This window comes from Pseudarthrobacter sp. RHLT1-30-1, assembly GCF_059383415.1.
Map to the genome: position 1 here is coordinate 278,851 of NZ_JBWZCG010000001.1, position 17,844 is coordinate 296,694.

20 protein-coding genes are annotated in these 17,844 nt (G+C 67.0%); 10 read left to right on the top strand and 10 right to left on the bottom strand.

Annotated elements, in window-relative coordinates:
* Nucleotides 1–25: 25 nt before the first annotated feature.
* The 8 genes from AC50YM_RS01350 to AC50YM_RS01385 form a co-directional block, all read right to left on the bottom strand.
* Nucleotides 26–607, bottom strand: coding sequence for a TerD family protein (locus AC50YM_RS01350; RefSeq protein WP_494955208.1), 582 nt, complete (start codon nt 605–607; stop codon nt 26–28).
* 72 nt (nt 608–679) lie between these two features.
* On the bottom strand, nt 680–1,261 hold the full coding sequence (locus AC50YM_RS01355; protein ID WP_494955209.1) for a TerD family protein: 582 nt from the start codon (nt 1,259–1,261) through the stop codon (nt 680–682).
* 62 nt (nt 1,262–1,323) lie between these two features.
* Nucleotides 1,324–1,914 (bottom strand): TerD family protein, encoded by a 591-nt coding sequence (locus AC50YM_RS01360; RefSeq protein WP_494955210.1) that lies wholly within the window; start codon nt 1,912–1,914, stop codon nt 1,324–1,326.
* Nucleotides 1,915–1,969: 55 nt separating this feature from the next.
* Nucleotides 1,970–3,076: a DUF475 domain-containing protein gene (locus AC50YM_RS01365; RefSeq protein WP_494955211.1), complete on the bottom strand. Its 1,107-nt coding sequence runs from the start codon at nt 3,074–3,076 to the stop codon at nt 1,970–1,972.
* Nucleotides 3,077–3,314: 238 nt separating this feature from the next.
* Nucleotides 3,315–3,551 carry a hypothetical protein gene (locus AC50YM_RS01370; protein ID WP_494955212.1) on the bottom strand — a complete coding sequence of 79 codons (237 nt, stop codon included), beginning with the start codon at nt 3,549–3,551 and terminating at the stop codon, nt 3,315–3,317.
* A 150-nt stretch (nt 3,552–3,701) separates the two neighbouring features.
* Nucleotides 3,702–5,294 (bottom strand): histidine ammonia-lyase, encoded by a 1,593-nt coding sequence (hutH, locus tag AC50YM_RS01375; protein WP_494955213.1) that lies wholly within the window; start codon nt 5,292–5,294, stop codon nt 3,702–3,704.
* A 97-nt stretch (nt 5,295–5,391) separates the two neighbouring features.
* On the bottom strand, nt 5,392–7,089 hold the full coding sequence (gene hutU / locus AC50YM_RS01380) for a urocanate hydratase (RefSeq protein ID WP_494955214.1): 1,698 nt from the start codon (nt 7,087–7,089) through the stop codon (nt 5,392–5,394).
* Between the two features lie 217 nt (nt 7,090–7,306).
* The gene (locus AC50YM_RS01385) at nt 7,307–8,140 is read right to left on the bottom strand and encodes an IclR family transcriptional regulator (protein WP_494955215.1); all 834 of its coding nucleotides are present in this window, start codon (nt 8,138–8,140) and stop codon (nt 7,307–7,309) included.
* Between the two features lie 237 nt (nt 8,141–8,377).
* Between AC50YM_RS01385 and AC50YM_RS01390 the strand changes: the two genes are divergently transcribed.
* The 3 genes from AC50YM_RS01390 to AC50YM_RS01400 all read left to right on the top strand — a co-directional run bounded on the left by AC50YM_RS01390 (nt 8,378) and on the right by AC50YM_RS01400 (nt 9,600).
* Complete coding sequence (locus AC50YM_RS01390; protein ID WP_494955216.1) at nt 8,378–8,716, top strand: hypothetical protein; 339 nt, start codon at nt 8,378–8,380, stop codon at nt 8,714–8,716.
* A gap of 396 nt (nt 8,717–9,112) precedes the next feature.
* Entirely contained in the window at nt 9,113–9,304 is a 192-nt protein-coding gene (locus AC50YM_RS01395) for a hypothetical protein (RefSeq protein ID WP_494955217.1), read from the top strand.
* A gap of 17 nt (nt 9,305–9,321) precedes the next feature.
* Nucleotides 9,322–9,600, top strand: a complete 279-nt coding sequence (locus AC50YM_RS01400; protein ID WP_494955218.1) for a helix-turn-helix domain-containing protein — start codon at nt 9,322–9,324, stop codon at nt 9,598–9,600.
* A gap of 11 nt (nt 9,601–9,611) precedes the next feature.
* Here AC50YM_RS01400 and AC50YM_RS01405 read toward each other — a convergent pair whose 3' ends face one another.
* Complete coding sequence (locus AC50YM_RS01405; RefSeq protein WP_494955219.1) at nt 9,612–10,361, bottom strand: 3-hydroxybutyrate dehydrogenase; 750 nt, start codon at nt 10,359–10,361, stop codon at nt 9,612–9,614.
* A 141-nt stretch (nt 10,362–10,502) separates the two neighbouring features.
* Here AC50YM_RS01405 and AC50YM_RS01410 point away from each other — a divergent pair, with 141 nt between their 5' ends.
* Nucleotides 10,503–11,420, top strand: a complete 918-nt coding sequence (locus tag AC50YM_RS01410; RefSeq protein ID WP_494955220.1) for a LysR family transcriptional regulator — start codon at nt 10,503–10,505, stop codon at nt 11,418–11,420.
* 28 nt (nt 11,421–11,448) lie between these two features.
* Here AC50YM_RS01410 and AC50YM_RS01415 read toward each other — a convergent pair whose 3' ends face one another.
* Complete coding sequence (locus AC50YM_RS01415; RefSeq protein WP_494955221.1) at nt 11,449–12,372, bottom strand: spermidine synthase; 924 nt, start codon at nt 12,370–12,372, stop codon at nt 11,449–11,451.
* Between the two features lie 237 nt (nt 12,373–12,609).
* On the opposite strand from AC50YM_RS01415, the gene AC50YM_RS01420 reads away from it, so the two are divergent.
* From AC50YM_RS01420 to AC50YM_RS01445, 6 genes are all read left to right on the top strand, one after another.
* Nucleotides 12,610–13,473 carry a hypothetical protein gene (locus tag AC50YM_RS01420; protein ID WP_494955222.1) on the top strand — a complete coding sequence of 288 codons (864 nt, stop codon included), beginning with the start codon at nt 12,610–12,612 and terminating at the stop codon, nt 13,471–13,473.
* On the top strand, nt 13,470–13,883 hold the full coding sequence (locus AC50YM_RS01425; protein ID WP_494955223.1) for a phage holin family protein: 414 nt from the start codon (nt 13,470–13,472) through the stop codon (nt 13,881–13,883). The genes AC50YM_RS01420 and AC50YM_RS01425 overlap by 4 nt, the downstream gene beginning before the upstream one ends.
* A gap of 18 nt (nt 13,884–13,901) precedes the next feature.
* The gene (locus AC50YM_RS01430) at nt 13,902–14,498 is read left to right on the top strand and encodes a DUF3618 domain-containing protein (RefSeq protein WP_494955224.1); all 597 of its coding nucleotides are present in this window, start codon (nt 13,902–13,904) and stop codon (nt 14,496–14,498) included.
* A gap of 83 nt (nt 14,499–14,581) precedes the next feature.
* The gene (locus tag AC50YM_RS01435; RefSeq protein WP_494955225.1) at nt 14,582–15,769 is read left to right on the top strand and encodes a YihY/virulence factor BrkB family protein; all 1,188 of its coding nucleotides are present in this window, start codon (nt 14,582–14,584) and stop codon (nt 15,767–15,769) included.
* 72 nt (nt 15,770–15,841) lie between these two features.
* On the top strand, nt 15,842–16,729 hold the full coding sequence (locus AC50YM_RS01440) for a universal stress protein (protein WP_494955226.1): 888 nt from the start codon (nt 15,842–15,844) through the stop codon (nt 16,727–16,729).
* A gap of 63 nt (nt 16,730–16,792) precedes the next feature.
* Entirely contained in the window at nt 16,793–17,800 is a 1,008-nt protein-coding gene (locus tag AC50YM_RS01445; RefSeq protein ID WP_494955227.1) for a zinc-dependent alcohol dehydrogenase family protein, read from the top strand.
* Nucleotides 17,801–17,844: the final 44 nt, after the last annotated feature.

Below are 17,844 nucleotides of genomic sequence, written 5' to 3' on the forward strand. Positions count from 1 at the left end.
TCTCTCTTTCTATGGTCTTGGGTGCTCAGCCGAGCTGGACGCCGAAGTCCGCGGCGATGCCGGCGAGGCCGGTGGCGTACCCCTGGCCGACTGCTTTGAACTTCCACTCGCCGTTGTGCCGGTAGAGCTCGGAGAAGATCATGCAGGTCTCCGGGGCGGCGTCCTCGCTCAGGTCGTAGCGGACGACTTCCGCGTCGGATTCCTGGTTGACCACACGGCAGTAGGCTGCGCGCACCTGGCCGAAGTTCTGCCGGCGGGCTTCCGCCTGGTCGATCGAAACCACGAAAACGATCCGCTCAACGTCCGCGCCCACGGCGGAAAGTTCGACGGCGACCACTTCGTCGTCGCCGTCGCCGTCGCCGGAGCGGTTGTCACCTTTGTGAACGACCGAACCGTCAGGGGCGGCCGGCTGGTTGTAGAAGATGAAGTCCGCGGAGCTGCGGACTTTGCCGTCCGCGCCGAGCAGGAGCGCTGAGGCATCCAGGTCAAAGGCGTCGCCGGTGGTCGTGCGGGGATCCCATCCGAGCCCGACGAGAACTTTGTTCAGCCCCGGGTCGGTCTTGGTGAGCGAGAGGTTGCTGCCTTTAGTGAGGGTCAGTCCAGCCATTGGTTGTTCTCCTTGTTCAGTCGGGGTGGAGGGGTAACGGGGCGGCCGGGTTTCCCCCGGACCGCCCGGCATTTAGTCCAGCGCTATGCCGAAGTCCGTGGCCACGCCGTGGAGGCCGGAGGCGTAGCCCTGGCCGACCGCACGGAACTTCCACTCGCCGTTGTGGCGGTAGATTTCGGCAAAGATCATGCAGGTTTCGGCAGCGGCGTCCTCGGTGAGGTCGTAGCGGACCACTTCGTTGTCGGTCTCCTGGTTCACGACCCGGCAGAAAGCGTCGCGGACCTGGCCAAAGTTCTGGCGGCGGGCCTCTGCCTGGTCAATCGACACGACAATGACGATCTTTTCGATGTCCAGCGCCACGGCGTCAAGGTCAATCAGGACCTGCTCGTCGTCGCCGTCGCCTTCGCCCGTGCGGTTGTCACCCTGGTGGACGACTGAGCCGTCCGGCGAGGACAGCTGGTTGTAGAAGATGAAGTCGGCGTTGGAGCGGACCTTGCCGTCAGCGCGGACAAGGAGAGCCGAGGCGTCGAGGTCGAACTGTTCACCCGCGGTGCTGCGCGGATCCCAGCCCAGACCGATCATTGCCTTGCGAAGTCCCGGATCGGCTTTCGTGAGCGACAGGTTGCTGCCCTTGCTGAGAGTCAGGCTGGACACGAGGTGCTCCTTCAGGTTGGTGGGTGCAGTCGGAAGGGCTCAGAAGCCCCGGTCCCGTTGGATTACAGGGCGGAAACCGCGGCGCCGAGGACATCCGTCGCCGTGCGGCCGTTGGCTGGATTGCCGATGGCGTGGAAGGTCCAGGTGTTGCCGGTCCGTGAAAGCTTCGACATGATCATGGCCGTGTTCCGGCCTGATTCGGTGAGGGAGTAGCGGGCTACCTCCGGGCTGCCTGCGACCGAGTCGTCGATGACCCGGCAGAACGCATTCTGGACCATGTCGAAGGTCTGCTGGCTGTAGCTCGTGATGACGAACACGATGTTCTGGACCGCCGGCGATACGGCCGGCAGATTGACCATCATGGTCTCGTCGTCGCCGTCGCCGGCGCCGGTGAGGTTGTCGCCGGTGTGGCGGACGGCGCCGTCCTTGCTGGCGAGCTGGTTGAAGAAGACCGTGTCCAGGTGCTTGCCCGCGGCGTCGAACATGATGGCCGAGGCATCCAGGTCGATCTCAACGGTCTTCGTACCGCCGAAAAAACCCTTCTTCGCCGGGACAGCGGAGTCCCAGCCCAGGCCCAGGCGGACGTTCGTCAGGGACTCGCCGTTCTGCTTGGTAAGGGATAGTGACTGGCCTTTTTGCAAACTCAAACCCATTGATTTACTCGCTTTTCCCTAGTCGTGGTTACTGCTTGTAAGTGCTGGTAAAAAGTTAGCCTTTTACGTCCGCCGGCTCGTTTAATTGCTCAGCGGCGCTGGCGCGCCGGTTACGCATAATCGATCCGGTAAAGGCTGCGCCGATAAAGACGACTCCAATGAGGCCGGTAATGATTTCGTTGATCGGGGTCACGATGGTGATCAGCAGGATGACCGCCAGGGCGCCGATGGCCCAGTGCGCGCCGTGGTCCAGGTATTCGAATTCGTCCAGGGTCCCTTCGCGGACCAGGAAGACGGTCAGCGAACGGACGAACATGGCACCGATGAAGCCGAGTCCCAGGGCAATGATGATGGGGTCGGAGGTGATGGCGAAGGCGCCGATGACGCCGTCGAACGAGAAGGACGCGTCGATGACCTCGAGGTAGAGGAAGAGCATAAAGGCGGCCTTGCCGGCCAGTTTGGCGGAACCGGAGGGACCGGAATGGACCACGCGGTCCGCGTCCGCGGCGTCGACGTCGCCGTCCTGATCGACGTCGAAGAGGTTCCCGAGGCCGTTCACCAGGAAGTAGGTGATCATGCCGAGCAGGCCGGAGAGGAGCACGATGCCCTGCTTCTCGCCGGAGACGGCACCGGCGATCGCCAGCGCGACCATACCGATGATCAGGGATGCGCCTTCGAGTTTGCCCAGCCGGGCCAGCGGGATTTCAAGGAACTTGATCCACTTGATGTCACGGTGGGCCAGGATGAAGTCCAGGAACAGCATCAGCAGGAACATGCCGCCGAAGGCAGCGATCTGCGGGTGCGCCTCGTGCAGCAGGTACCCGTAACTGCCGGGCGTGGCCGGGTCGCCCTTCTCCATGGCCAGGGTGACGGCTTCGACCGGATTCAGGTTGGCCGTGACGCCGACGATCAGGAGCGGGAACAGGATGCGCATGCCGAACACGGCAATGATGATGCCGACGCTGAGGAACATCTTCTGCCAGAAGGCGTTCATCCGCTCCAGGATTCGGGCGTTGACGACGGCGTTGTCGAAGCTCAGGCTGATTTCCAGGATGCCCAGGATGATGCAGAGGATGAGCGCTTCGGGACCGCCGTAGAGGAAGGCGACCACGAGGGCGATGATGGTGACCGCGAACGACCATCCGAATGTCTTGAGGATCAAGCTGGAACAACTCCTGGAACGACGGGTCCTGTCCGGTCGACGGCAGGACGGCGAAAAAACATCCCGGAAGTTATCCCCCAAGACTTCGTGCCACCCATCCTATCCGCTGGGTGCGACGCTTTGCCCTGCCACGCCCGTATTATCGCTATCGACGAACGGCGGCCGGCGCCTGACCGGCGGCCAAACGGAGAAAGTCCCCGCCGGTCACGGCAGGGACTTTCCGGCGGGACCGGTGCGGCTAGCCGCGCCGCACTTCCACGCCGTCGGACTTCAGGAAAAGCTGGGTCTCGGACGGGACCGCCGGGACCAGCCAGAGAACGTTGCCGCTCAGCGAGACCTCTTCCACCTCACCGGCAGCCAAAACCTGGGCGTGCTTAAGGATTTCGACCGGATCTCCGGCTTTCAGGCTCCGCCAGTCAGAAACCGTGGTCGTTGACGCCTGGCGCCCGGACATTACTGTTCCGCGTGCTTTCATGAACTTCTACCCCTTTGTATACGTTCTGTATCACAACTTCGTTGGTGTGAACTTCTATTTGTACTACAGTTCCCGGGGCCCTGCCGGCAGTGTTGCCGACTATTTCGGGAGTACCGGGAATTGTTCACTAAAACTGCATTTTGTTTTCCTTCACGCGAGATTTCCGACGGCGGATTCGGCCGCCGCCCGGATCTTGCCGGAGGCCACGAGGAGGTCAGCCGCTTCAAGTTCCGGTGAGAGGAACCTGTCCGTGCCCGGACCGTCGACGACGGCGCGCAGGGCGGCGATCACGGCGGTACCCGCAGGCCCCGGGGTGAGGTCGCCGTTGGAGAGCTGGGTGCGGATGTCCAGCGCCCGCGCCGAGGCCACCAGTTCAATCGCGAGGACCCGGCGCAGGTTCTCGACCGCGCGGCGGAGTTTGCGGGCCGCGTGCCAGCCCATCGACACGTGGTCCTCCTGCATGGCCGAGCTGGGGATCGAATCCACCGACGCCGGTACGGCCAGCCGCTTGTTGTCCGAGACCAGCCCGGCCTGGGTGTACTGGGCGATCATCAGGCCCGAGTCGACCCCGGGATCCGCTGCCAGGAAGGCCGGCAGTCCGTGCGACCGGGCCGGGTCCAGCATCCGGTCGGTCCGGCGCTCGGCGATGGAGCTCAGGTCCGCGACGGCGATGGCCAGGAAATCAAGCACGTAGGCCACCGGAGCACCGTGGAAGTTGCCGTTGGAGCTGACCCGGCCGTCGGGCAGGACCACCGGGTTGTCGATCGCGGCGGCGAGTTCCCGGGAGGCGACCATCGCGGCGTGGTCCACGGTATCGCGGACGGCGCCCGCCACCTGCGGGGCGCAGCGCAGCGAGTAGGCGTCCTGGACCTTGGTGTCGTTGATCCGGTGCGAGGCCACGATCGGCGAGTTGGACAGGACCCGGAGCATGTTGTCCGCGGAGGCGGCCTGGCCCGGGTGCGGGCGCAGCGCTGCGTGCAGCTCGGGCAGGAACACCTGGTCGGTGCCGAGCAGCGCCTCGACGCTGAGCGCGGCCGTGATGTCCGCCGTCGTGAGCAGCTGGCGGATATCCGCGATGGCCATCAGCAGCATGCCGAGCATGCCCTCGGTGCCGTTGACCAAGGCAAGGCCTTCCTTCTCGGCCAGGGTGACGGGCTCGATCCCGTGGGCGGCGAGGAGTTCCGCGACGGTGCGCCCGCCCTTGGTTCCATAGAGCTCCCCGTCCGGGCCGGCCGCTTCGCCTTCGCCCATCAGCACGAGGGCGCAATGGGACAGCGGCGCGAGGTCCCCGGAGCAGCCGAGCGAGCCGAATTCGCGGACCACCGGGGTGATGCCGGCGTTGAGCACGTCCACCATGGTCTGCAGCACCACCGGGCGGACGCCGGTGCGGCCTGACGCGAGGGTCTTGGCGCGCAGGAACATGATGCCGCGGACCACCTCGCGTTCCACGGCCGGGCCCATGCCGGCGGCGTGGCTGCGGATCAGCGATTTCTGCAACTGGGTGCGCAGCTCAGTGGGGATGTGCCGGTTGGCCAGCGCCCCGAAGCCGGTGGAGATCCCGTAGGCCGGCGTGTCGCTGTGCGCGAGGCCGTCGATGTGGGCGCGGACCTTTTCGACGGCGTGGAGGGCGTCCTGGGCGATGGTCACCCGGGCGTCGTGGCGGGCGACGGCGACGACGTCCTCGGGCGCGACGCCGCTGGAGCCGAGGGTGACGGTGAGCGGGGCCTGGGTGGTGGTAGTCATGGAAAGTTCCTACTTCGTTCTCATCGAGTGCTCCGCAAGTGCCCTTTTGGTGGCTCAAAAGGGCACTTGCGGAGCAGTCGATTTGGGGTTGGACCGGTTAGCGGGTTTCGTTCATGGGGATGCGGACGCCGCGCTCGGCGGCGACGTCGACGGCGCGGTCATAGCCGGCGTCGGCGTGGCGGATGACACCCATGCCGGGGTCGTTGGTGAGCAGTCGTTCGAGTTTCTGAGCGGCGAGGTCGGTGCCGTCCGCGACCGAGACCTGGCCGGCGTGGATGGAGCGGCCAATGCCGACGCCGCCGCCGTGGTGGATGGACACCCAGGTGGCGCCCGAGGCGGTGTTAAGCAGGGCGTTCAGCAGCGGCCAGTCGGCCACGGCGTCCGAGCCGTCGGCCATCGCCTCCGTTTCGCGGTACGGGGAGGCGACGGAGCCGGAGTCGAGGTGGTCGCGGCCGATCACGATGGGCGCCTTGACCTTGCCCTCCTTGACGAGCTGGTTGAACAGCAGGCCGGCCTTGGCGCGGTCGCCGTAGCCCAGCCAGCAGATGCGGGCCGGCAGGCCCTCGAACTCGACCCGTTCCTGCGCGGCGTCGATCCAGCGGTGCAGGTGCTTGTTGTCCGGGAACAATTCCTTGATCGCCGCATCCGTGACGGCGATGTCCTCGGGGTCGCCGGAGAGCGCCACCCAGCGGAACGGGCCGAGACCCTCGCAGAACAGCGGGCGGATGTAGGCCGGGACGAAGCCGGGGAACTCGAAGGCGCGGTTGTAGCCTCCGTTGCGGGCCTCGTCGCGGATGGAGTTGCCGTAGTCGAACACCTCGGCGCCGGCGTCCTGGAACTCGACCATGGCCGCCACGTGCCTGGCCATGGAGGCCTGGGCTTTCTTGGTGAAGCCCTCGGGGTCGGCGGCGGCCTCGCGTTGCCATTCCGCCACCGTGACGCCTTCAGGCAGGTAGCTCAGGGGATCGTGCGCGGAGGTCTGGTCCGTGACGATGTCGACCGTGAGCTCGCCGGCAAGGTGGCGGCGCAGGATCTCCGGGAAGACCGTGGCGGCGTTGCCGACGTAGCCGACGGACCAGCCGCGGCGCTCCTCCTTGGCTTTGAGGACCTTGGCGATGGCGGCGTCGAGGTCGGTTTCCACCTCGTCGAGGTAGCGCTTGCCGAGGCGGCGGCGCAGGTGGCTTTCGTCGACGTCGACGATCAGGCAGGCGCCGTCGTTGAGGGTGACGGCGAGCGGCTGCGCGCCGCCCATCCCGCCGCAGCCGCCGGTGAGGGTCAGGGTGCCGGCGAGGGTGCCGTTCTCGTCGCCGGTGAGCTTCCGGGCGATCGCGGCGAAGGTTTCGAAGGTGCCCTGCAGGATGCCCTGGGTGCCGATGTAGATCCAGGACCCGGCGGTCATCTGGCCGTACATCATCAGGCCCTCGGCCTCGAGCCGGCGGAATTCGGGCCAGTTCGCCCAGTCGCCGACGAGGTTGGAGTTGGCCAGCAGGACGCGCGGCGCCCATTCGTTGGTGCGGAAGACGCCGACCGGCTTGCCGGACTGCACCAGCAGTGTTTCGTCCTTTTCCAGGGTTTCCAGGGTGCGGATGATGGCGTCGAACGCGGCCCAGGACCGGACCGCGCGGCCGGTGCCGCCGTAGACCACCAGGTCATCGGGGCGCTCGGCGACCTCGGGGTCCAGGTTGTTCATGAGCATGCGCAGCGGGGCTTCGGTCTGCCAGCTCTTGGCGGTCAGCTCGGTGCCGCGGGCCGCTTTGACCGGGCGGGCACCGGTGGTGAAGTCGGCGGGTGCCATGAGGGCTCCTTCTGGTTCCTGGTGGTTCGGGGAAATGAGGTTCTGTCTCAACTAAAGCCTGCCCGGGTCCGCGGAAACAGGGCCAGCGGCCAGGTGCTGTCCGGGATTCCAGACCCTGGCAGGCAGGTCCGCCGCCCCACGTTGCGCTATCACTTCCAGTGCCTAAAACCTGCGGATAGGGACAGTGCGTGATAGCGCAAAGGGGCGTGCGGCGGGGTCAGGCGGGGCGGCCGTGGATCCGGATCGAGAGCTCGTCGGCGACCTTCTTCACCCGGGCGGCCAGGGCCGGCCACTCCTCGGGCGGCAGTTTGTCCTCGATGAAGGTCACAGCGACGGCGGCGGTCGGCCAGCCAACATGGTCCGTGACGGCGGCGGCGATCGAGCCGAACCCGGGCGTCACCTCCCCGTGCTCGGTCGCGTAACCGCGCTGCCGGACCTGGTCCAGATGCGAGGACAGCGCCGAGTACTTCATGATCGGCGACTCAGTCTCGTGCCGGGCCGTAAAAGCGGCAGCGTTGGGATACAGCGCGCGGACCTGGGATTTCGGCAGCGCCGCGAGGATGGCGCGTCCGCTCGCGGTGAGATGGCTCGGCAGCCGGACGCCGACGTCGGTCACGAGCGACGGGCGGTTTTTCGCCCGTTCCTCGACGATGTACAGCACGTCCCGGCCGTGCAGCACGGCGAGGTGGGCGCTTTCGCCGATCACATCCACCAGCGAGGCGAGCATCGGCCGGCCCAGGCGGGACAGCGGCTCCTGCCGCGAGTAGGCCGAACTCAGCTCGAACGCACTGATGCCCAGCCCGTAGCGCTGCTCCTCGTGCAGGTGCATCACAAATCCGTTGGCTTCCATCACGCCCAGGAGGTGGTAGACGCTGGAGCGCGGCAGTCCCAGCGCGGTGGCAATGTTCGACGCCGCCATCGGCCCGCGCTTCGAGGCCAGGAGCTTGAGGATGCGCAGGGTGTTTTCCGCCGCCGGAACCTTGGACGCTGGCTTCGCCGGGGCCAGCGGCGCCGGCTCGCCGGCAGGCGGGGTGGTGCTGTCGGCTGGCATAGATCCTCTTCACATCGTGCGGTGTCCGGTATCCCGTACTTAAGCATGCGCCCTGGCCGGGGCCCCGGACGGTCCGGCACGGGGTGCGCCGTCCGGTATCCCGGACATTGCCTGCGCAGACCCTGGCGCTTTCAGATGCGCGGCTGAAAACGCGTCCCGGGCGGGGGCTTCCGGCCCTTGCCGCCGCCCGGCGTCGGCGCTTGGATGGACCCGTCAGCCGGACACAGGAGGGCCGTCATGCGCTGGATTGCCGGGGTGTTTGTGATTGCGCACGGGCTGGTTCATCTGGCCATCTGGCTGCCGAAGCCGGACGAGAAGGCACCGTTCGACGTCGGCCACTCACCTTTTGCCGGCAATGTACGCCGGCTGGCATCCGGACTGGCCATTGCGGCCGCCGTGATCCTGGCGTTCGGCGGGCTCCGCCTGATCGGGGACGCGACGTGGTGGGTTCCGGTCACAGTCGCCGGAGCGGCGGTCTCTGCAGCACTGCTGATTCTGACCTTTAACCGCTGGTGGCTGATCGGCCTCGGAATCAACACCGCAATCATCGTGCTTGCACTGCAGCAGGCAAGCTGAACGGTCGAACTTTGTCCCGCCGTCCAGATGTCCCCGGGGGCAGCAGCCGCGTTCTGCTGATCGCCGGGCCCGCGCTGGCCCGGACAGTGGCCGGGCTTTGATCGCCAGTAGGGCGCGCCCCTGGTTTGCCGGCAAGTAGTCGGCGCGGCAGCCTAAGTGGTGCCCGGTCCCTCAGGGGTAGAAGTTACTCGTGTGACGAGAGGGGCGGGCGGCTACAGTTGCTTCACGGCTAGTCCGGACCGCACAGGACGCTGGCTGGGGAGCCATCCCAAATCTGGTCCGGAACCGCCGATCGTGCATGACTCGCTTTTCGAAGGAGTGGTTCCGATGGGGTCCCCAGCATCTCCGCAGATACAACGCCAGAGACACGGCCTGACACGGCTGCTGTCGAAAACGGTGAGCCGCGCCAGAATTCCGAAAGTTCCCTTCCGGGTGGGGCAGGTGCTGATCGGGGATGACCCGTTCACCGGCCGGCACCTGGGCACAGTGGCCGTGATCAAGACCCCCTATGTGGGCCTCCGGACAGCCGGCAGCCCCGCAGGGCGCGTCGTCTTCTACGACTACCGGCAACTCCGGTACCCCGAATAGTGGACGGGCCAGAAGACGTGAGCTCAGCGAATGTTTCCTCCCACTTCCTCACTATCGCGGAAGTCGCTGCAGCGATGCGCGTATCCAAGATGACCGTCTACCGGCTGGTGAAGGCGCACGCTATCGCGGCCGTTCGGGTGGGCCGCTCGTTCCGGGTTCCCGAGGAAGCCGTCAATGACTACATCCGTCGCTCCACCGAACCGGCCACCCAGGATCAGGGCGACGACAAAGGTGCCGATGGCGACCATGCCGCCGACCAGGGCGACAGCAAGGGCGACGACAAGAATACTCAGTGACCAGCGGCTGGTCAGCGCGCCGACCAGCCGCCGTCCATCGTGTAGCTCGCGCCGGTGACCATACCGGCGTCGTCGGACGCAAGCCACGCGACCAGGGAGGCGACCTCCTCCGGCTCGACGAGACGCTTCACCGCGGCCTCGGTCAGCATGATCTTGCTGAGAACCTCGGACTCCGGGATCCCGTGCACCTTGGCCTGGTCCGCGATCTGGGACTCGACCAGTGGCGTGCGGACGTAGCCGGGGTTGATGCAGTTGGACGTGACGCCGTGCGCGCCGCCCTCCAGCGCCGTGACTTTGCTCAGCCCTTCGAGCCCGTGCTTCGCTGAGACGTAGGCGCTCTTGAACGGCGAGGCACGCAGCCCGTGCACGGATGACAGGTTGATGATCCGGCCGTAGTTGTTCGCGTACATGTGGGGCAGCGCGGCGCGGATGAGCAGGAACGGAACTTCGAGCATCAGCGTGATGAGGCGGCGGAAGTCCGCCGGATCGAAGTCCTCGATCGGGCTGATCCGCTGGATGCCAGCGTTGTTGACGAGGATGTCGCAGTCCAGGCTGACGGTCTCGAGCGATCCGACGTCGAGCAGGTTCACCGCCCAGACGGTGCCGCCAACCTCGTCGGCCAGGGCCTCGGCCGCGGCCTCATCCACATCCGCGATCACCACCTTGGCGCCCCGCGCGGCAAGGGCACGGACGCTGGCGGCGCCAATTCCGCCGGCTCCGCCGGTCACCAGGGCCTTGCGCCCGTTCAAGCTGCTCTCCATGGCTGCACTCCTCAAGTTTGTGGTCTTAAACAGCCCAGAGGAGGTGCGATGCACAGCGCTGAGCAGCTTCACTGAGTATTGCCGCACAAAGTTGGCGATTCAATGGTCAAACAGGCACGAGGTATGTGCAGAATTGCAGATATGAAACCGAACCCGGATGACCTGCTCGTACTCCTGGCCGTCTCCCGCTCGGCGAAGTTCACTACGGCCGCACAATCGCTGGGGCTGAACCACACCACCGTTTCACGCCGGATTGCGGCACTGGAGAAGGCCCTGGGCGGTCGGGTGCTCTCCCGCGCGTCGGGCGGCTGGGAACTCACGGACCTGGGCGCCGAAGCGGTGCAGGTGGCGGAACGCGTGGAAGCGGCAGTCCGTGTCCTCGACGAGCCCGGCCGGGCGCCCGACCCGGTGACCGGCGTCGTCCGGATGACCGCGACGGACGGCTTCAGCGCCTACATCGCGGCACCCGCGGTGGCCAGGATCCGCCGGGAGCACCCCGGTCTCAGCGTTGAAATCATCACCATGACGCGGCGGGCGCTGCAGCAGCGTTCCGGCCTGGACATCGAAGTTGTGGTGGGTGAACCGCAGGTGCACCGGGCCGCGGCGGCCCGGCTCGGGGAGTACATGCTGGGCATGTATGCCTCCCGCGACTATCTGGCCGAGTACGGCGCGCCCACGACAATCGAGGAACTGAGTACCCATTCGCTGGTCTACTTCGTGGATTCCATGCTGCAGGTGGACGACCTGGACGCGCCGCGCCGCCTGGTGCCGGAGATGCGGGACGGGCTCAGTTCCACCAACGTCTTCGTCCACATCGAGGCGACCCGCGCCGGCGCCGGCATCGGGTTCCTGCCGTGCTTTGCAGCGGACCTGCACCCCGACCTCGTCAGGCTGCTGCCCGAGCAGTTCTCCGAACTCCTGCCCTACTGGATGGTGTTGCGGCCCGACTCGATGCGCCGCCCGGCCGTCGCTGCGGTGGTGCAGGCCCTGCGCGAACAGACCAGGGCGCACCGCGAGGCGCTCATGGGCCGGGGAGGAGTTGCATCGGCTGCTCCGTAGGCGCCGTTTTGGGGCCGCAAAAGGGCCGTTACGGAGCAGCCGACGGCGGGAGTGGGTCCTCTGTTTTCGGGTCATGCCGGACCGCGGCGCCAGCGGCAAAGGCCCGGACCTTGGCATCATTCCAGATGTGCGCTGGCACCGCCCCGCCCAGCAGGCGCCGTGCCAGCCCCGGGTCGTCGTCGAACGGGACGTCGCTGCCGGCCATGATCATGTTCCCGTACCGCCGGCCCTTGAGCATGGCCGGGTCCGCGATGATCACGGTGTGTTTGAAGGTGTCCGCGATGGTCGCCGCGTCCTCGCGCGCATTCCGCAGGTCCGGGGCGTCCCCGGAATTCACCACGTACATCCCGCCGGGTGCCAGGACACGCACGGCGTGCTCGGTGAACTCTTTGGTGGTGAGCGGCCGCGGCGTCACCGAGCCGGCAAAAACATCGCGGATGATCAGGTCCCGGGTCTGCGGGGTGAGGCTTTCGGTCACCTCGCGCGCCTCCCCCACGCGCAGGCGCATCAGCGGTGCCTTTGGCAGGTCGAACCAGCCCCGGACGTACTCCGCCAGTTTGCCGTCGAGCTCCACCACCACCTGGCGCGCCTCCGGGTAGGCGGCGTGGAAGTAGCGCGCCAGTGAACATGCTCCGCCGCCAAGGTGGAGGGCGCGCAGCCTCGGCCGGGATTCCCGTGACCAGCGCGATTCCACCAGCGCCGAGATCCAGCGCATGTACTCGAAGTCCAGGAACAACGGGTCCGCCAGATCGATGTGCGAACTCATCACGCCGTTGATCCGCAGCAGCCAGCCGTTGGAATTGTCCTGATCGGCGATCAGCTCGCAGTCCCCGGTGTCGATGTAGTAGACACCCTCCACGGGCCCGTCTGGCCGGCTGCCTTTCGGAACCTCCACGACTCCTGCCGTCTTTTCGGTGTTGCTCCGGCCGGCGGCCCTGCCCCGCTTCGCCATCAGCCGTCCACCGTTTTGCTCATGTTTCAAGCCTAGTTGACGGCGCGGGCGGCCTTCACCGGGAAGACGCGCCCGGTCCGAACGGTGGCGGGTCCCGTACAGGAAAACCCTGCACTGATCGGTCCCGGGAAGAACTAAGCAAAGGGTACTTACTATTTGTTAGTAACCATGCTTACTATTAAGGCTCCAGTTATTGCTGGTTTGTGATCAGCAGCCGATCTTGAAATGAGAGCGAAGATGACAGAGAACAACTGGCCCGAAGACCGTACCTACGGCACCCCCACGGCCACCCAGCAGACAACTCCCCTCCGGCCGGCAAGCACTTTCCCGCCGACCGCCGACGCCGAGGCCTACGGGACGTCCACCGCGGTCGGGGCCTCGAAGACCGACGCGGCCAAGGACGAAGCGGCCGGCGTCAAGAACCAGGCCGCGGATTCGGTCCAGCACGTGGCCGAGACCGCGAAGACCGAAGCAGCCCATGTCGTTGCCGAGGTCAAGACAAACGCCAAGGATCTGCTGTACCAGGCGAAGTCCGACCTGACCGATCAGGCAGGGACGCAGCAGCAGAAGGTCGCTGCGGGACTGCGCTCCATCTCCACCGAGCTGCACACGATGTCCGCCGCTTCGGATCAGCCCGGAGTCGCCAGCGATCTGGTGCGTCAGGCCGCCGAGCGGTCCTCTGCCGTCGCCGCCTGGCTTGACGGCCGCGATCCGGGCTCGCTGCTGACCGAGGTAAAGTCCTTCGCCCGCCAGCGCCCTGGCACGTTCCTGCTGCTTGCGGCCGGAGCAGGCGTGCTGGCAGGCCGGCTCAGCCGCAGCCTCAGCGCCGGCGCCCCGGACTCCCCGTCCACCGCAGGAACCAGCCGCCCGGCCACCCGCGTTGCCGACACCGGAATGGCGGTTCCGCCGCCTCCCGTGCAGATGCCTGCACCGGAAACCACGACGGCGGGCTTCGCGGACACCACTTATCCGCCCATCCCGCGCCAGACCGACCCGCTCGGCGGGGGCCGCGAGGACCGCTGGGCTTCGGAACCCGTCGTCACCGACCCGCTCCGTCAGGATGGGCTCCGCGACGACCCCTTTGAGGGCGGACGTCGATGAGCACCGAAATTCCCCCCACTGCCGCGCACGCCAAGGCGGACAGCACGTCCCTGGGTGATCTTCTGGGCGAGGTCACGCGGGACATGTCCACTTTGATGCGGCAGGAAGTCGAGCTGGCCAAGGTTGAACTGAAGCAGTCCGCGACCCGCGCCGGCAAGGGCAGCGGGATGCTGGCCGGCGCCGGCGTCGCGGGCCACTTCGTCCTGCTGTTCCTGTCCCTCGCGCTCTGGTGGGCGCTGGGGAACCTCATGGGACTGGGCTGGTCCGGCGTCGTCGTCGCCGTCATCTGGGGCATTGTCGCCGCAGTCCTGGCCGCCAAGGGGCGCAAGGAACTCAATGCGATCAAGGGGATGCCCCAGACCGCCGCAACGCTCCAGGAAATCCCGCCCACGCTCAAACCCAACCCTTAATTACAGCGAGGAAACACGATGAGTGAAAACCCGGATGTCATCCGAGCAGATATTGAAGCAACCCGCGCGCGGCTGGGCACGAATGTCGACGCCGTCGCGGACAAAGTCACCCCGTCCCACATCGTCCAGCGGCAAACGGACAAAGTACGGGACGCCGTCTTTGGAGTGAAGGAGAAAGTCATGGGAGCTGCCGACCACACCGCCGGCAATGTCCATTCCGCCACCGGCAGCGCAGGGAGCCACTTCAGCGACGCCGGCGCGGCGATCGGTGACGCCCCGGCGCAGCTGAAGACCAAGACGCAGGGGAACCCCATGGCGGCAGGCCTGATCGCCTTCGGGGCGGGCCTGCTGGTCTCCTCGCTGATTCCCGCCAGCCAGAAGGAACGCGAAGCCGCGGATGCACTGAAGACCGCGGCCGAACCGCTCACGACGGAGCTCACCGAGGCCGCCAAGCACGTCGCTGAAGGCCTGAAGGAGCCCGCCCAGGAAGCGATGGAAAACGTCAAGGCCACCGCCGCCGATGCCACCGAACATGTCAAGGCCGAGGGCCAGGGCGCGGTCACGGATGTCAAGGACCGCACCGCCGAGGCCAGGGACAACGTCCAGCAGGTCTGATCCCGCTTGAACCGGCCGGCCCTCCTGCGCTCACGCGCCGGACGGGCCGGCCGTCGCACTTAACTCGCAGAGGAAGAATTCCCATGGCCAAGAATCCCGCCACCGCAGACACTGGGGCCGACGCCGAAACCCAGGAGAGCAGCACCGCCAAGGCCCGCACGGCGCCCCATCCGGACGACCGGCGGAAGCCGGACAGCCCTACCGATGTCACCAAACCGTCGTGGAAGTACATCGCCAGGAAAACGTTTCGAGAATTCACCAAGGACCAGTGCCCGGACCTCGCCGCGGCGTTGACCTACTATTCCGTTCTCTCCATCTTCCCGGCCCTGCTGGCCCTCGTATCGCTGTTGGGCATCTTCGGCGACGCCGGGAAAACCACCGGCGCGCTTCTGGAAATCGTCTCAGGATTCGCCCCCGCCGACACCGTGGACGCCATCCGCGAACCGGTCCAGCAGCTGACCGGTTCCTCCGCCGCCGGCCTGACCCTGGTGCTCGGCATCATCACCGCCCTCTGGTCCGCGTCCGGCTATGTCGGTGCTCTTGGCCGGGCCATGAACCGGATCTACGAAGTCGACGAGGGCCGGCCGTTCATCAAGCTTCGGGGCACCATGCTTGCGGCCACGATTGTGACCGTGCTTATCGTCCTCGTGCTGGCTGCCATGCTCGTACTGAGCGGGCCGGTAGCAGAGTCCGTCGGCCGGATGATTGGCCTGGGCGGAACTGTCCTCGTTGTCTGGAACATCCTCAAGTGGCCCGTCATGGTGCTGCTTGTCGTCCTGACAATCGCCATCCTCTACTACGCCACTCCGAACGTGAAGCAGCCCAAGTTCCGCTGGATGAGCCTGGGTTCGTTCATTGCCCTGGTGATCTTCCTGCTCGCCTCCCTGGCCTTCGGCTTCTACGTGGCCAATTTCAGCAGTTACAACGAGACCTACGGCACGATCGGCGGCGTCATCGTCTCGCTGCTCTGGCTCTGGATCCTGAACATGTCACTGCTGTTCGGCGCTGAGTTCGACGCCGAGATGGAACGCGGGCGCCAGCTCCAGGCCGGCATCGTGGCGGAAGAAACCATCCAACTGCCGCCCCGGGACACCAAGAAGAGCGACAAGCTGCAGGAAAAGGAAGAGGATGACATCCGGCGCGGCCGCGAACTTCGTGAACGGAGCGGCGAGGCCACTGGATCGGAGCCAGTCCGGCCCACGGGTGGCACGCAGGAAAGCGGGCACATTCAGGATTCGGGTCGGCGCAAGCCGAGGGACGAAAGCCACTAGCCCTTTCCCGCCCTTTGCGTTCTAATGGGCAAAACACCGCCCGGAGGCGGACACGGCTGACCGGGAGGACGGATGACGGCACCCGCGGCAGGGCAGGATCGCACCACCGTGGCCGTAGGCTACGACGGGGCGAAGGCAGCGAAAGGGGCCGTCCGGTGGGCCGCGGAGGACACTGCTGCCGGTAACTCCCGGTTGCGGGTAGGCCACGCCTGGGTGTGGCCCATATTCACGAAACAACTTGGCCCGGTCGCGGGCGTAAAAGGCAGCGGACTGCGGCAGTCCGCCGAATCCATCCTGGCGGACGGCGCCGAACCGGCCCGCGCTGCCCGCGCCGACGCCCGCGCGACGGGGGCACACCGGGCAGCGACGGCAGCTGAAACCGCCCCAGAGGGACCCACGCCGGAAATAGCGGCCGATCCCGGCCCCGACGTAGAGGGCCTGATGGTCGGCAGCCGTGGCATCGGCGGTGTGCTCGGACACGTGGCTGGGTCAGTCTGCCTCGAGCTGGCGGCCTCCTCGCCCTGCCCCCTGATGGTCATCCGCCGCCCCCGCAGCCCCGGCGAACGGGTGGCCCCCGTCGTCGTGGGCGTCGACGGGACGTCCCGAAGCTCCGAAGCGCCGGCCGGCGCCGCCGAGCCGGCGGCAGCGCTGGGTACATCCCTGCGGATCGTGCACATCGATCAGACCCGCGGCGGCGCGGGAGAAGGCCACGGCCGGCACGTCCCGCTGCGCCGCCAGGAGTTGTTGGACCGCGCACGGGAGGAGGCCCGAAGCCACGTCCCGCAGCTGTTGATCTCAGTCGACCTGCGGGAAGGGCGCGCAGCATCCAAAGAACTGCTGGCGGCCGCCAGCGACGCCGGGGTATTGGTGATCGGAACCCACAATCATGAGGGTGGCCTGGGCAACACCGTCACGGCCGTCCTTAACAAGGCGCGCTGTAATGTCCTGATCACGCGCTGACCCCGCTCCACCGGACCACTGCCTTCAGAGGGGAGCTGGAGGTCCTAGCAGAGGAGGACACCCGTGCGAGCCTGGCGGGTAGGACGGCCCGGGCCGATGAGAAGCGGCCCGCTGGTGGCGGACGAGTGCCCCGATCCGCGTCCGGGCCCCGGGGAGGTGCTGCTGCGGGTCCATGTGTGCGGTGTCTGCCGGACTGACCTTCATCTGGCCGAGGGCGACCTTGCCCCGCGGCGTCCCGGCGTCATCCCGGGCCATGAAGTCGTGGGCGAAGTCATCGCGGCGGGGTCCCGCGCCACGCGGTTCTCCCCCGGCGACCGGGTGGGAGCTGCCTGGCTGGGCGGGACCTGCGGCTTGTGCCGCTTCTGCCTCCGGGGGGCGGAGAACCTCTGTCTCTCCCCCGTGTTCACGGGCTGGGACCGCGACGGCGGCTATGCCGAACTCATCACGGTGGCCGAAGAATTCGCCTACCGGCTCCCCTCGGGCTTCTCGGATGAGGAGGCCGCACCCCTGCTCTGCGCGGGGATCATTGGCTACCGCGCGCTATGCCGTGCCGAGCTGCCCATCGGCGGCCGGCTGGGCCTCTACGGATTCGGTGGATCCGCGCACCTGGCAGCACAGATCGCCCTCTTCCAGGGCGCACGGGTGTACGTGATGACCCGGTCTGAGGAGGCCCGCCGACTCGCCCTCGAGCTGGGGGCTACGTTTGCCGGCGGCGCCGACGAGCAGCCGCCGGATCCGCTGGACTCCGCCATCCTCTTTGCCCCGGCCGGTGGCCTGGTTCCGGTGGCCCTGCGGGCCCTGGACCGGGGCGGCACCCTGGCCGTCGCCGGCATCCACCTGAGCGACATACCGCCGTTGCACTACGCCACAGAGCTGTTCCAGGAACGCCAGCTGCGCAGTGTCACGGCCAACACGAGGGCCGACGGCGAGGAGTTCTTCCGCATCGCCGCGGAGATCCCGCTGCGTCCGACGACGGTGCCCTATCCGTTCGAGGCCGCGGACCAGGCCCTGCTGGACCTGTCGGAGGACCGGATCACGGGCGCTGCCGTACTCCGGATGGACTCCCCGTAGCCGGCATCCCGGCGAATCCCGGTTCAGCCCGTCCTGGTTCAGCC

Excerpts from the sequence above, each read along its gene's own strand:
- AC50YM_RS01350 (WP_494955208.1), bottom strand. The coding sequence starts at position 607 with ATGGCTGGACTGACCCTCACTAAAGGCAGCAACCTCTCGCTCACCAAG.
- AC50YM_RS01360 (WP_494955210.1), bottom strand. The coding sequence starts at position 1,914 with ATGGGTTTGAGTTTGCAAAAAGGCCAGTCACTATCCCTTACCAAGCAG.
- AC50YM_RS01370 (WP_494955212.1), bottom strand. The coding sequence starts at position 3,551 with ATGAAAGCACGCGGAACAGTAATGTCCGGGCGCCAGGCGTCAACGACC.
- hutH (WP_494955213.1), bottom strand. The coding sequence starts at position 5,294 with ATGACTACCACCACCCAGGCCCCGCTCACCGTCACCCTCGGCTCCAGC.
- hutU (WP_494955214.1), bottom strand. The coding sequence starts at position 7,089 with ATGGCACCCGCCGACTTCACCACCGGTGCCCGCCCGGTCAAAGCGGCC.
- AC50YM_RS01385 (WP_494955215.1), bottom strand. The coding sequence starts at position 8,140 with ATGCCAGCCGACAGCACCACCCCGCCTGCCGGCGAGCCGGCGCCGCTG.
- AC50YM_RS01390 (WP_494955216.1), top strand. The coding sequence starts at position 8,378 with ATGCGCTGGATTGCCGGGGTGTTTGTGATTGCGCACGGGCTGGTTCAT.
- AC50YM_RS01405 (WP_494955219.1), bottom strand. The coding sequence starts at position 10,361 with ATGGAGAGCAGCTTGAACGGGCGCAAGGCCCTGGTGACCGGCGGAGCC.
- AC50YM_RS01410 (WP_494955220.1), top strand. The coding sequence starts at position 10,503 with ATGAAACCGAACCCGGATGACCTGCTCGTACTCCTGGCCGTCTCCCGC.
- AC50YM_RS01415 (WP_494955221.1), bottom strand. The coding sequence starts at position 12,372 with ATGGCGAAGCGGGGCAGGGCCGCCGGCCGGAGCAACACCGAAAAGACG.
- AC50YM_RS01420 (WP_494955222.1), top strand. The coding sequence starts at position 12,610 with ATGACAGAGAACAACTGGCCCGAAGACCGTACCTACGGCACCCCCACG.
- AC50YM_RS01425 (WP_494955223.1), top strand. The coding sequence starts at position 13,470 with ATGAGCACCGAAATTCCCCCCACTGCCGCGCACGCCAAGGCGGACAGC.
- AC50YM_RS01430 (WP_494955224.1), top strand. The coding sequence starts at position 13,902 with ATGAGTGAAAACCCGGATGTCATCCGAGCAGATATTGAAGCAACCCGC.
- AC50YM_RS01435 (WP_494955225.1), top strand. The coding sequence starts at position 14,582 with ATGGCCAAGAATCCCGCCACCGCAGACACTGGGGCCGACGCCGAAACC.
- AC50YM_RS01440 (WP_494955226.1), top strand. The coding sequence starts at position 15,842 with ATGACGGCACCCGCGGCAGGGCAGGATCGCACCACCGTGGCCGTAGGC.